Here is a 13,141-nt window from a genome sequence, read left to right on the forward strand (position 1 = left end):
CGCCCTCTTGCGCAGAGGGCAGGCCACCAGGGGTGCGAGGAACGGCCCGCGCAACCACCGCGGCGGAAAAGAAGCAACGCCACCGCAAGCGGCAACCCCTCAGGGGCGCGGGGAACTGCGCGACAAGCCACGGCGGACCGTCGTGTGGAGACGGCGGGACGCCCCGGTCGCCCGGGGGATTCAGAGCGTCGAGCGGAGCCATTGTTCGACGCTGGCGACATGCACCGTCGCCCAGGACCGCGCAGCCTCCGCGTCGCGATCCCTGAGCGCGCTCAGGATCGCCCGGTGCTCATGCAGCGTCCGCGACACCGCGTCCTCCTGGGTGAGGCCGCGCCAGACACGCGCGCGGGTCGTGGGTCCCGACAGGCCGTCCAGGAGCGAGCACAGCACCGAATTGCCCGAGCCCTGCACGATGCCGCGGTGGAATTCCAGGTCGGAGGCGACCAGTTCCTCCACCGAGGGCTCCGGCCCGAGCGCGTCGAGCTTGCCCTCCAGCACGTCCAGCTCCTCCGCGGGGATGCGGATCGCCGCCATCGCGGTGGCGGCCGGCTCCAGGATGCGCCGCACCGCGAGGAATTCCAGCACCGTGTCGTCGCGGTGGAAGTCCACCACGAAGCTCAGCGCTTCGAGCAGCAGCTGCGGGTCGAGGCTGGTGACGTACGTGCCGTCGCCCTGCCGCACGTCGAGGATCCGGATCAGCGACAGCGCCCGCACGGCCTCGCGCAGCGAATTGCGCGACAGGCCCAGCTCGGCGGCCAGCTCGCTCTCCTTGGGGAGCCGGTCGCCGGGCCGGAGCGCCCCGGAGACGATCATCTCCTTGATCTTCTCGATGGCCTCGTCGGTGACCGCCATCCGCGCCCTCCCCTTGTTCAGGTCCCGCGGCGCCGCCAGACCTCCGATGTATACCCTCATTATGTGCCTGGGAGGCCCGAACACCTAACGAAACCGGAATTCAGCGGCCCGCGTATCTGCTGGGCGGCGAGCCGACCGCGGCGGTGAAGTCCCGGGTGAGGTGCGCCTGGTCGGCGTAGCCGAGGTCGGCGGCGAGCGCCGCCCAGTCCAGGCCGGCCCCCTCGTCGGCCCGGGCGGCGGCCTCGTGCAGCCGGGCTCTGCGCAGCACCCACTTCGGCGACGCTCCGACGTATTCCGCGAAGAGCCGCTGCAACCGCCGGACCGGCATGCCGAGGCCCCGGGCCAGCTCGTCCACCCGGAAGAGCCGCGGGCTCGCGGTGATCGTCTCGACCAGGGCGGCGACCTCAGCGACCTGCGGGTCGGCCGGCAGCGCGGGCAGCAGGCCGAGCAGGAAGCCGTCGGCGAGCGCGGCCATCGCCGCCAGGTCGTCCAGCGCCAGGATCCGCCGGCCCACCTCCGCCACCGCGGCTCCGAAGACGCCGGCGGCCGGGACCGTACGGTCGGCGAGGGCGGCCACCGGGCCGTGCGCGAACGGCCGGAAGGCCCCCGGCCGGAACTTCACCCCGAAGACCTGTCCCGCCCCGGCCAGTTGCCGGACGAACACCCCGCGCTGGACCCCGTAGACCAGCGCCCCCTCCGGTTCGAAGACCAGGTGCACATTGGGGTGCGCGAGCACCTTCTGCTCGTACGGGTCGCGCCCGCGCAGGTCCCAGCGGGGGTTCCAGTAGAAGTCCACGAGGCCGGCCAGGGCGGGCGCGGGCGGCTGCTTGCGTACGTCGAGGAAGCCGGCCGCCGCGTCCGGCCGCAGCACCCCGCGGCTCAAGCCGTGCCCGGTCATGGCCCCAGCCTATGCGGTGTCGCGTTTGTTCAAGACGGGCCGCGGGGCGCTGCGTAGCGTCGCGGGCATGAACTTCCACGCACAGATCGCCGACAGCGCGCGGGAGGCGGCCCGTATCACCGCCGGGATCGGCCGGGACCGGCTCGCAGGACCGACCCCCTGCCCGGACTACGACACCCGCGCCCTGGTCAACCACCTGGTCGCCTTCACCGGTATCGGCATGGAGCTGCGGGCCAGGCGCGAGCCGCACCCCGACGACCTCGCCACCCGGGACTTCACCGCGGACCCGCAGTGGGCGCGGCAGTATGCCGAGCAGTTGGACCGGTCCGTCGCCGCCTGGGCCGACCCGGCCGTCTGGGAGGGCGAGATCAGCGCCATGCCGGCCTCCGGCATGGCCGCCATGCTCTTCCTCGAACTGTGCCTGCACGGCTGGGATCTGGCCAAGGCGACGGGGCAGGACTACCGCGTCGCCGACGGCACCGCCGAGCAGCTGCTGGCCGCGGTGCGCGAGAACGCGCAGATGTACCGCGACTACAAGGGCTTCGGTGAACCGGTGGAGATCCCCGCGGGCGCGGGCGACCTGGAAACCGCTGTCGCCCTTTCCGGCCGCGACCCATACTGGGCCGGATGATCCAGCATGACCTCATCTCCCGGGTACGGGAGCTCTGCCGCGCGGACCAGGGCGTCCGCGCGGCCCTGATGTACGGCTCCTTCGCGGCCGGGAGCGGCGACGAGCACAGCGACATCGAATTCTGGCTGTTCTTCGAGCCCGCCGCCCGTGCCGCGCTCGACCCGGCCGCCTGGTGCGCCCGGGTCGGCCCGGTGAACCTGGTGCTGCGCAACGAGTTCGGCACCCATGTCGCCTTCTTCCCGGGACCGGTGCGCGGCGAATTCCACTTCGCCACCACCGGCGACATCGACTCGGTCGGCGACTGGCCGGCCCGCGGCGCCGCGGTGGACGCGATGGTGGTGGTGGACAGGGACGGGCGGCTCACCCCGGTCCTGGCGGCGTTGCCCGAGGAGCCGGACATCCCCGGCAGTCCCGAGGAGATCGCCGACCTGTGCGGCCGGTTCGCCAACTGGCTGGTGCTCGCGCTGCACGTGACGGCCCGCGGCGAGCTGCTGCGGGCCCAGGACGCGCTGTGGCACGCCGCCCGGCATCTGCTGTGGATGGCCAGGCTCGCCGAGGACAGCACCGCCCACTGGCTGACCCCGTCCCGGGCGGCCGAGGACGAGCTGCCCGCCCGTACGGCCGCGGCCGTCGCCGAGTCCAGCCCGGCGGCCCTGTGGCGCGACGGCCGCGACCGCTGGCTGACCCTGCTGGCCAGGACCGGCGGCAGGGCGCCGACGGCCCTGTTCGCCGAGCTGGACCGGCTGACCGGCGAGGGCTGAGCGGGCGCGCCGGGCGTACGGCGGCCGGTCGCGTACCGCGGTCGGTCCCGTACGGCCGTCAGTCCCGTACGGTCAGCAGCCGCTCGACCTCCGCGCGGATCTCCGGGGTGTCCAGGCCGCGGATCGTCAGCGTCGTACGCCGCCGCAGCACGTCGTCCGCGTGCTGCGCCCACTCGTGGTCCCTGGCGTAGACGACCTGCGCCCAGATCTCCGGCGCGTCGGGGTGGATACGCCGGGCCAGCGCCTGGTCCTCGGCGGCCAGCCGGGCGATGTCGAAGGCCAGCGAGCCGTAGTGGCCGGCCAGGTGCCTGGCCGTGTCGGGCGCCATCCGCGGCCCGGGGATGCCGCCGTCGGCCTGGAGCCGGTGGGCGACGGCGCCCTGGCTGGCGAACCCGGGCAGCGGCGCCCGGCGCGGCAGCGCGGACATCGGCTCCACGCCGTCGGCCAGCGGGCGGCCGGGCAGTGCGGCGAGCTTGTTCATCACCGTGCGCCCGATGTGCCGGAAGGTCGTCCACTTGCCGCCCGCCACCGACAGCATCCCGCCGCGCCCCTCGGTGACCACCGTCTCCCGCTTGGCCTTGGCGGTGTCGCCGGGCCCGCCGGGCAGCACCCGCAGCCCCGCGAAGGCGTACGTGATCAGGTCGCGGGACAGCTGCTGGTCGCGGACCGAGAAGGCGGCCTCGTCCAGGATCTGCGCGGTGTCCGCCTCGGTGACCCGCACCTCGGCCGGGTCGCCCTCGTAGACCTCGTCGGTGGTGCCGAGCAGCAGCATGTCCTCCCACGGCAGCGCGAAGGTGATGCGGTACTTGTCGATCGGGGTGGCCAGCGCCGCCCGCCAGGGCGCGGTGCGCCGCAGCACCAGGTGGGCGCCCTTGGACAGCCGGATCGAGGGTTCCGCGCCCGGGTCCTCCATCCGCCGCAGGTGGTCCACCCACGGCCCGGTGGCGTTGAGCACCAGCCGCGCGTCCACCCCGAAGGCGGTGCCGTCGATCCGGTCGCGCAGGTCGGCGCCGGTGACCCGGCCGCGGGTGAAGCGCAGCCCGGTCACTTCGGCGTGGTTGAGCACGGCCGCGCCCGCGTCCACGGCGGCCCTGACCGTCATCAGGGCCATCCGGGCGTCGTTCATCTGCCCGTCCTCGTAGACCGCGACAGCGCGCAGGTTGTCGGTGCGCAGTTCCGGCACGTCACGGGCGGCCTTCGCCGGGCTGATCACATGCCCGACACCGTCCCTGAACGCCGACAGCGCCGAGTAGGCGAAGACGCCCGCGCCGAGCTTGGCGGCGCCGTGCGGGCCGCCCTTGTAGACCGGCAGGTAGAAGGTCAGCGGATTGGCCAGGTGCGGCGCGACGTCCCGGGACACCGCCCGGCGTTCCACATGGTTCTCGGCGACCAGCCGCACCGCGCCGGTCTGCAGGTAGCGCAGCCCGCCGTGCAGCAGCTTGGAGGACGCCGAGGAGGTGGCGCCGGCGAAGTCGCCGGCGTCCACCATCGCCACCCGCAGACCCGACTGCGCGGCGTGCCAGGCGGTCGTGATGCCCAGGATGCCGCCGCCGATCACCAGCAGGTCGTACGTGGCGCGGCCCAGCGCCTCCCGGGCCTCGGCCCGGCCCGGGTCGGCGCCGGCAGTCGGACGCGTCCCCGTCGCGGGGGCGCTCTGCGGAGTGGTCATCGGTGCCTCAGTCCTTCTCGTCGATCCAGCCCATGGTCGCCTGGACGGCCTTGAGCCACTGCTTGTACTCGCTGTCGCGCTGCGTCGGGTCCATGGACGGGGTCCACTCGGCGGCGCGCTTCCAGTTGGCCCGCAGCGCGTCGGTGTCCGGCCAGAAGCCGATCGCCAGACCGGCCGCGTAGGCCGCGCCCAGACAGGTGGTCTCGGCGACCATCGGGCGCACCACGGGCACGTCCAGGAAGTCCGAGAGGGTCTGCATGAGCAGGTTGTTGGACGTCATGCCGCCGTCGACCTTGAGCGTGGTGACCTCGGTGCTGGAGTCCTTGAACATCGCGTCGGCGATCTCCCGGGTCTGCCACGCGGTGGCCTCCAGGACGGCGCGGGCGATGTGCGCCTTGGTGACGTACCGGGTCAGGCCCGCGATCACCCCGCGCGCGTCGGAGCGCCAGTAGGGGGCGAAGAGGCCGGAGAAGGCCGGTACGAAGTAGGCGCCGCCGTTGTCCTCCACCGAGGAGGCCAGCGTCTCGATCTCGGCGGCGGTGCTGATCAGGCCCATCTGGTCGCGCATCCACTGCACCAGCGAGCCGGTCACCGCGATGGAGCCTTCGAGGGCGTAGACCGGCTTGGCGTCGCCGATCCGGTAGCCGACGGTGGTGATCAGGCCCGCGTAGGAGTTCACCGGGGTCTCACCGGTGTTCATCAGCATGAAGGTGCCGGTGCCGTAGGTGGACTTCGCCTCGCCCACGGCGAAGCAGGTCTGGCCGAACAGCGCGGCCTGCTGGTCGCCGAGCGCGGAGGCCACCGGGACGGCGTCGAGGCCGCCGACGTCGGTGGTGCCGTAGACCTCGGAGGACGACCTGATCTCCGGCAGCACCGCCATGGGGACGCCGATCGAGTCGCAGATCTTCGCGTCCCACTGGAGGGTCTTGAGGTCCATCAGCAGGGTCCGGGAGGCGTTGGTGACGTCGGTGACGTGCTTGCCGCCGTCGACCCCGCCGGTGAGGTTCCAGATCACCCAGGAGTCCATGGTGCCGAACAGGATCTCGCCGCGCTCGGCCCGCTCCCGCAGCCCGTCGACATTGTCGAGCAGCCAGCGGATCTTCGGCCCCGCGAAGTACGACGCGAGCGGCAGGCCGGTCTGCCGCCGGAAGCGGTCCTGGCCGACGTTGCGCCCCAGCTCACGACAGAGCGCGTCGGTGCGGGTGTCCTGCCAGACCAGCGCGTTGTGCACCGGCTGCCCGGTGTTCTTGTCCCACAGCATCGTGGTCTCGCGCTGGTTGGTGATGCCGATCGCCTTGACGTCGGCGGGGGTGAAGCCGGCGATGTCCTGGCCGGCCTTGGTGATGGCGCTGCCGACCACCTCCTGGACGTTCGTCCAGATCTCCGCCGCGTCGTGCTCGACCCAGCCGGGCTTGGGGAAGATCTGCTCGTGCTCCTTCTGGTCGACGGCGACGATCCGGCCGTCGCGGTCGAAGATGATGCAGCGGCTCGATGTGGTGCCCTGGTCGATCGCCGCGATGAACGGTCCTGTGCCGTGGCTGCTGGTGGGAGTGTCGGTCATGGTGTGCTCCTCGTCGGGTCTGCGCTCGGTGGTCCGGGTGACGACAGCGGTCCCGTACGGCTCTATGTGAACGCGAGCCGGTACAGTCCGCCTGCGATGGCGGCGCCGGCCAGCGGGCCGGCCACCGGGATCCATGCGTAGCCCCAGTCGGAACCGCCCTTGCCGGGCAGCGGCAGCAGGCTGTGCACGATCCGCGGTCCGAGATCCCGGAACGGATTGATCGCGTAGCCGGTGGGCCCTCCGAGTGACAGACCGAGTCCGACCACGATCAGCGCGGTGAGCAGGATGCCCATTCCATTCTCCGCCAGACCGTCGGTCATGCCCTGCGTAAGGATGAAGAGCACCAGCACCATGGTGGCGACGGCCTCGGTGAGCAGGTTCTGCAGCGGGTTGCGGATCTCGGGGCCGGTCGCGAAGATCCCGAGCACCGGGCCGCCGGGCTGGGCCTTGTTGCCCGTCGTCGGCCCCGCGGGGTCGCTCTCGCGGCCCGCGGTGACCTCGGGGTCGGTCAGATGGGCCTGGAACTGCCCCAGATAGGCCACCCAGACCAGAAAAGCGCCGATCAGTGCTCCGATCAGCTGACCGAGCAGGTAGTACGGCACCTTCGACCACTCACCGGTCTTGATCGCGATGCCCAGGGTGACCGCGGGGTTCAGATGCCCGCCGGAGTAGCCGTTGGCGATGTAGGCGCCGCCCAGCACGCCGAATCCCCAGCCGAAGGTGATCGCCAGCCAACCGGCGTCCCTGGCCTTGGACCGTTTGAGTGTCACGGCGGCGCAGACGCCGCAGCCGAGCAGGATGAGCACGGCGGTACCGAAGATCTCGCCGATGACGATATGGCCGTTGGACACAGCGACTCCCTTGTCACAATCCGTCCGGTGTTCGACATTGTCGATCGCTGGACGAGAGTGTTCTCCCCTTGGGTTGCGCAGGTCAAGAGGGATGTGAGCCAGACCTCGCCGGTGGGAGCCGGAGTGGGAGTGGGAGTGGGAGTGGGCTTCGCCGTCGGCCGGAGCCGGGTCAGAAGCGGCCGGCGCCCAGATCACGGGAGACCGCGCGGGCGCAGTCGCGTACCGCGGCCACCAGCCGGGGCTGGATGCCGTCCGCGTCGCAGACCCGTTCCACCGCCCCGGTGACGCCCACCGCGCCCACCGGCATCCGCCGCCGGTCGTAGACGGGCGCCGCCACCGAGGCCACGCCGTCCCAGGTCTCCTCCAGGTCGGCGCCCCAGCCGCGGGCCCGGGTCAGGTCGAGCACCGACTCGAAGCCGGCCGCGCCGGTCACCGTACGGGCGGTCAGCGCCGCCAGCTCGCCCTCGGCGACCTCGTTGCGCGCCACCGGGTCGAAGGCCGACAGCACCTTGCCCAGCGCGGTGCTGTGCAGCGGCTGCATCGCGCCGACCTCCAGCACCTGGCGGCTGTCGTCGGGCCGGAAGACGTGGTGCACGATGAGCACCCCGTGCTGGTGCAGCACGCCCAGATACGCCGCCTCGCCGCTGGACCTGGCCAGGTCGTCGGTCCACACCAGGGCGCGGGCCCGCAGCTCGTGCACGTCCAGATAGCTGTTGCCCAGCCGCAGCAGCTCCGCGCCCAGCTGGTACTTGCCCGACACCGGCTCCTGCTCGACGAAGCCCTCCTGCTGGAGGGTGCGCAGGATGCCGTGCGCGGTGCCCTTGGCAAGGCCCAGCGAGGAGGCCACGTCCGACAGGCCCAGCCGCCGCTCGCCCCCGGCCAGCAGCCGGAGAACCGCGGCCGCGCGCTCCAGTGACTGGATGGAACCCGGCATGGCATGCACTCCAAGGGCGGAGACGGGGACGGCAGAAAACGGCGGACACCTGCGGACACCTGCGGAAAACGACGATGTCACGACGGACGGGACGAGACGCTACGGGACGACGAGCCGACAGGATCGGCGGGAAGAGTCACCCGCGTGCCGCGGTCGGCATTGTCGACCTTCATCATCGCAGAGATTCGGACGGCACCACCCGTCCGCCCTTCGGAATGCCTTCGAGGCGGGGTAGACCTGCCAGCTACTCTGGCTAGGTGCGCCATCCGTCCCGCACGGGTCGGGCGGCGCATAGCCGACAGCCGTCGCACCCCAGGGAGCAGTTCCATGGCCTCGCCGTCCCCGTCGTCCGCCGCACCCGCCGCCGCGAGCAATGCCCGCGCCGCCGCCCTGCGCCAGGCACTCGCCACCCGCATCGTCGTCGCCGACGGCGCGATGGGCACCATGCTCCAGGCGCAGGAGCCCACCCTCGACGACTTCCAGCAGCTCGAAGGCTGCAACGAGATCCTGAACGTCACGCGTCCCGACATCGTCCGCTCGGTCCACGAGGCCTACTTCGCGGCCGGGGTGGACAGCGTCGAGACCAACACCTTCGGCGCCAACGCCACCGCGCTCAGCGAGTACGACATCGACGACCGCATCTACGAGCTGGCCGTGGCCGGCGCCCGGCTGGCCCGCGAGGTCGCCGACGACTTCAGCGCCGACGGCCGCCAGCGCTGGGTGTTCGGCTCGATCGGCCCCGGCACCAAACTGCCCACCCTGGGCCACACCACCTACCAGCACCTGCGCGACGGCTACCACGCCAACGCCGCCGGGCTGATCGCCGGCGGCGCCGACGCGCTGGTGGTCGAGACGATGCAGGACCTGCTCCAGGTCAAGGCCGCGCTGGTCGGCTCCCGCCGGGCGATGGCCGAGGCGGGCGTGGACCTGCCGCTGATCTGCCAGGTCGCCGTCGAGACCACCGGCACCATGCTGCTCGGCTCCGAGATCGGCGCCGCGCTCACCGCGCTCGAACCGCTCGGCATCGACATGATCGGCCTGAACTGCTCGACCGGGCCGGCCGAGATGAGCGAGCACCTGCGCTATCTGGCCCGGCACTCGCGCGTCCCGCTGACCTGCATGCCCAACGCGGGCCTGCCGGTGCTCACCAAGGACGGCGCGCACTACCCGCTCAGCCCGTCCGAGCTGGCCGACGCGCACGAGACCTTCGCCAGGGAGTACGGCCTGTCGCTGGTCGGCGGCTGCTGCGGCACCACGCCCGAGCATCTGCGGCAGCTGGTCGAGCGGGTCGGCGGCCACGAGCTGACCCCGCGCAACCCGCGCCCCGAGCCGGGCGCCGCCTCGCTCTACCAGACCGTCCCCTTCCGCCAGGACACCTCGTACCTGGCCATCGGCGAGCGCACCAACGCCAACGGGTCGCGCAAATTCCGCGACGCGATGCTGGAGGGCCGCTGGGAGGACTGCGTCGAGATGGCCCGCGAGCAGATCCGGGAGGGCGCCCACCTGCTCGACCTGTGCGTGGACTACGTCGGCCGGGACGGCGTCGCCGACATGGCCGAGGTCGCCGGGCGCTTCGCGACCGCCTCGACGCTGCCGATCGTGCTGGACTCCACCGAGGTCGACGTGCTGCGGGCCGGCCTGGAGAAGCTCGGCGGGCGCGCGGTGCTCAACTCGGTGAACTACGAGGACGGCGACGGCCCCGAGTCCCGCTTCGCCCGGGTCACCGAGCTGGCCGTCGAGCACGGCGCCGCCCTGATCGCGCTGACCATCGACGAGGAGGGGCAGGCCAGGACCGTCGAGCACAAGGTCGGGATCGCCGAGCGGCTGATCGCCGACCTCACGGGCAACTGGGGCATCCACGAGTCCGACATCCTCATCGACTGCCTGACCTTCACCATCTGCACCGGCCAGGAGGAGTCCCGCGGCGACGGCGTCGCCACCATCGAGGCGATCCGCGAGCTCAAGCGCCGCCACCCCGACGTGCAGACCACCCTCGGCCTGTCGAACATCTCCTTCGGCCTGAACCCGGCCGCCCGGGTGGTGCTCAACTCGGTCTTCCTCGACGAGTGCGTCAAGGCCGGCCTGGACTCGGCGATCGTGCACGCCTCCAAGATCGTGCCGATCGCCCGCATCCCCGAGGAGCAGCGGCAGGTCGCCTACGACCTGGTCTACGACGCCCGGCGCGAGGACTACGACCCGCTCCAGCGGCTGATGGAGCTGTTCGAGGGGGTCGACAGCCGGTCGGTCAAGGCGGGCAAGGCCGAGGAGCTGGCGGCGCTGCCGCTGGAGGAACGGCTCCAGCGGCGGATCATCGACGGCGAGAAGAACGGCCTGACCGACGACCTGGACGCGGCACTGGCCGAGCGGCCCGCGCTGGAGATCGTCAACGACACCCTGCTGGCCGGCATGAAGGTGGTCGGCGAGCTGTTCGGCTCGGGACAGATGCAGCTGCCCTTCGTGCTCCAGTCCGCCGAGGTCATGAAGTCCGCCGTCGCCTATCTCGAACCGCATATGGAGAAGAGCGAGGACGGCGGAGGCAAGGGCACCATCGTGCTGGCCACCGTCCGCGGCGACGTCCACGACATCGGCAAGAACCTGGTGGACATCATCTTGTCCAACAACGGCTACAACGTGGTCAACCTGGGCATCAAGCAGCCGGTGTCGGTGATCCTGGACGCCGCGCAGGAGCACCGGGCCGATGTGATCGGCATGTCGGGGCTGCTGGTGAAGTCCACGGTGATCATGAAGGAGAACCTGGAGGAGCTGAACCAGCGCGGGCTGTCCGCCGAATACCCGGTCATCCTCGGCGGCGCCGCCCTGACCCGCGCCTACGTCGAGCAGGACCTGCACGAGATCTACCTCGGCGAGGTGCGCTACGCCCGCGACGCCTTCGAGGGGCTGCGGCTGATGGACGCGCTGATCGGCGTCAAGCGCGGGGTGCCGGGCGCCAAGCTGCCCGAGCTGAAGCAGCGCCGGGTGGCGGCCCGCCCGCAGGAGCCCGAGGAGCCGGAGGTCAACCTCGGCCAGATCCGCTCCGACGTCGCCGTCGACAATCCGGTGCCCACCCCGCCGTTCTGGGGCAGCCGGGTGGTCAAGGGCATCCAGCTTGCCGACTACGCCTCCTGGCTCGACGAGGGCGCCCTGTTCAAGGGCCAGTGGGGCCTGAAGCAGGCGCGCGCCTCGGGGCCGACGTACGAGGAGATGGTGGAGAGCGAGGGCCGGCCGCGGCTGCGCGGGCTGCTGACCCGGCTGCAGTCCGAGAGCCTGCTGGAGGCCGCGGTCAGCTACGGCTACTTCCCGTGCGTGTCCAAGGGCGACGACCTGATCGTGCTGCACGAGGACGGCACCGAGCGCACCCGTTTCAGCTTCCCCCGGCAGCGCAGGGGGCGGCGGCTGTGCCTGGCCGACTTCTTCCGGCCCGAGGACTCGGGCGAGACCGATGTGGTCGGCTTCCAGGTGGTCACGGTCGGCAACCGCGTCTCGGACGCGGCAGCCGAGCTGTTCGCGGCCGACTCCTACCGGGACTACCTGGAGCTGCACGGCCTGTCGGTGCAGCTCGCCGAGGCGCTGGCCGAATACTGGCACGCCAGGGTGCGCGCCGAGCTGGGGTACGGCGGCGAGGACCCGGGCGACGTCGAGGACATGTTCGCGCTGAAGTACCGGGGCGCGCGCTTCTCGCTCGGCTACGGTGCCTGCCCCGACCTGGAGGACCGCGCCAAGATCGCGGCGCTGCTCGAACCGGAGCGGATCGGCGTGAAGCTGTCGGAGGAATTCCAGCTGCACCCCGAGCAGTCCACCGACGCGATCGTCATCCACCACCCGGAGGCGAAGTACTTCAACGCCCGCTGAGCCGCTGCCGCCTGCCCGCTGAGTCGCCGCCGCCGCCCCCGGCCCCGCTGCCCGCGGGGCCGGGGGCGAACGGGCGCGCGGGTGCCCGTCCACCGCCCTTCGTGTGCTTGTCACACGCTCGTCGCCCGGTCGTCGGGCGCGGCCCGGCGCGGCGACGTAGACTGGTTCGTCCGGCAGAGGCCGGTCGCTCTCCTGTTCGCGGGACGCAGCGACCGGCCTTCGTGTCCCCAGGAAAGGGCGCGTCGGCACCGGTCCGGCGCCGGGTCCGCACCTCGGCCGAGGAGTGAGCCTATGACCAGCAGCACCCCCGTCGTCGCCACCCGTCCGGGCCACGGCCACGGCCTGCAGGCGGTCCTGCTGGACATGGACGGCACCCTGGTGGACACCGAGGGCATCTGGTGGGCGGCGGAGACCGAGGTCTTCGCGGATCTCGGCCATGTGCTCGACGAGGTGCACAAGGCGGTCGTGGTGGGCGGGCCGATGGCCCGCAGCGTCGGCCACCTGATGGAGGTGACCGGCACCACGGCGACCCTGGCGGAGCTGATGGTCGCGATCGACACCCGGTTCGAGCGGCTGATCGCCCGCGGCGCCCCGCTGATGCCGGGAGCCAGGCGGCTGCTGACCGAACTGGGGGCGCACGGGGTGCCGACGGCGCTGGTGTCGGCCTCGCACCGGCGCACGATCGACGTGATGCTGCGCTCGCTGGGCGCCGAGAACTTCGCTTTCACTCTCGCGGGGGACGAGATCGCCCGTACCAAGCCGCACCCTGACCCGTATCTGACCGCCGCGGCCCGGCTCGGCGCCCACCCGGCCGCCTGCGTGGTGGTCGAGGACACCCTCACGGGGATCGCCTCGGCGGAGGCGGCCGGCTGCCAGGTGGTCGCGGTGCCGTCGCTGGTGCCGATCGCGCCGGCCCCGGGGCGCAGCGTCGTACGGTCGCTCGACCAGGTGGATGTCCCTTTTCTCCAGTCCCTGGTCAGGCGCTCTGTGAACGTGGATCTGCACTGAGTGTGATCCCTGAATAAAATCTCACGGAGTGGAATCCGGGGGGTGTGATGATTGTCACACGACGCCCCATCGACAGCGGGTGCTCCGACTGGATGAGATTTCACTTACCGCATCTTTACCCGGGCGA

General features: G+C 71.8%; 10 protein-coding genes. 4 read left to right on the forward strand and 6 right to left on the reverse strand.

The annotated features are described in order from the left end of the window. Positions 1–180: 180 nt before the first annotated feature. Together OHA86_RS30655 and OHA86_RS30660 are read right to left on the reverse strand one after the other, a co-directional pair. A complete protein-coding gene (locus OHA86_RS30655; RefSeq protein WP_329180475.1) occupies positions 181–852 on the reverse strand; it encodes a FadR/GntR family transcriptional regulator in 672 nt (223 codons plus the stop codon). A gap of 100 nt (positions 853–952) precedes the next feature. Next, on the reverse strand, positions 953–1,750 hold the full coding sequence (locus tag OHA86_RS30660) for an AraC family transcriptional regulator (protein WP_329180477.1): 798 nt from the start codon (positions 1,748–1,750) through the stop codon (positions 953–955). A gap of 67 nt (positions 1,751–1,817) precedes the next feature. Between OHA86_RS30660 and OHA86_RS30665 the strand changes: the two genes are divergently transcribed. After that, a complete protein-coding gene (locus tag OHA86_RS30665) occupies positions 1,818–2,381 on the forward strand; it encodes a TIGR03086 family metal-binding protein (protein WP_329180479.1) in 564 nt (187 codons plus the stop codon). Further along, positions 2,378–3,142 carry a hypothetical protein gene (locus tag OHA86_RS30670; protein WP_329180481.1) on the forward strand — a complete coding sequence of 255 codons (765 nt, stop codon included), beginning with the start codon at positions 2,378–2,380 and terminating at the stop codon, positions 3,140–3,142. The genes OHA86_RS30665 and OHA86_RS30670 overlap by 4 nt, the downstream gene beginning before the upstream one ends. A gap of 58 nt (positions 3,143–3,200) precedes the next feature. Here the strand turns inward: OHA86_RS30670 and OHA86_RS30675 are convergent, their stop codons facing one another. The 4 genes from OHA86_RS30675 to OHA86_RS30690 all read right to left on the reverse strand — a co-directional run bounded on the left by OHA86_RS30675 (position 3,201) and on the right by OHA86_RS30690 (position 8,157). Then, positions 3,201–4,811, reverse strand: a complete 1,611-nt coding sequence (locus tag OHA86_RS30675) for a glycerol-3-phosphate dehydrogenase/oxidase (protein ID WP_329180483.1) — start codon at positions 4,809–4,811, stop codon at positions 3,201–3,203. A 7-nt stretch (positions 4,812–4,818) separates the two neighbouring features. Beyond that, positions 4,819–6,372 (reverse strand): glycerol kinase GlpK, encoded by a 1,554-nt coding sequence (glpK, locus tag OHA86_RS30680; RefSeq protein WP_329180485.1) that lies wholly within the window; start codon positions 6,370–6,372, stop codon positions 4,819–4,821. A 62-nt stretch (positions 6,373–6,434) separates the two neighbouring features. After that, on the reverse strand, positions 6,435–7,223 hold the full coding sequence (locus OHA86_RS30685; RefSeq protein WP_329180487.1) for an MIP/aquaporin family protein: 789 nt from the start codon (positions 7,221–7,223) through the stop codon (positions 6,435–6,437). Positions 7,224–7,392: 169 nt separating this feature from the next. Continuing rightward, positions 7,393–8,157 carry an IclR family transcriptional regulator gene (locus OHA86_RS30690; RefSeq protein WP_329180489.1) on the reverse strand — a complete coding sequence of 255 codons (765 nt, stop codon included), beginning with the start codon at positions 8,155–8,157 and terminating at the stop codon, positions 7,393–7,395. 327 nt (positions 8,158–8,484) lie between these two features. On the opposite strand from OHA86_RS30690, the gene metH reads away from it, so the two are divergent. Together metH and OHA86_RS30700 are read left to right on the forward strand one after the other, a co-directional pair. After that, positions 8,485–12,006, forward strand: coding sequence for a methionine synthase (gene metH, locus OHA86_RS30695; protein WP_329180491.1), 3,522 nt, complete (start codon positions 8,485–8,487; stop codon positions 12,004–12,006). 291 nt (positions 12,007–12,297) lie between these two features. Then, positions 12,298–13,014: an HAD family hydrolase gene (locus tag OHA86_RS30700; protein ID WP_329180493.1), complete on the forward strand. Its 717-nt coding sequence runs from the start codon at positions 12,298–12,300 to the stop codon at positions 13,012–13,014. Positions 13,015–13,141: the final 127 nt, after the last annotated feature.

The organism is Streptomyces sp. NBC_01477 (assembly GCF_036227245.1).
In the GTDB taxonomy this organism is placed as follows: domain Bacteria; phylum Actinomycetota; class Actinomycetes; order Streptomycetales; family Streptomycetaceae; genus Actinacidiphila.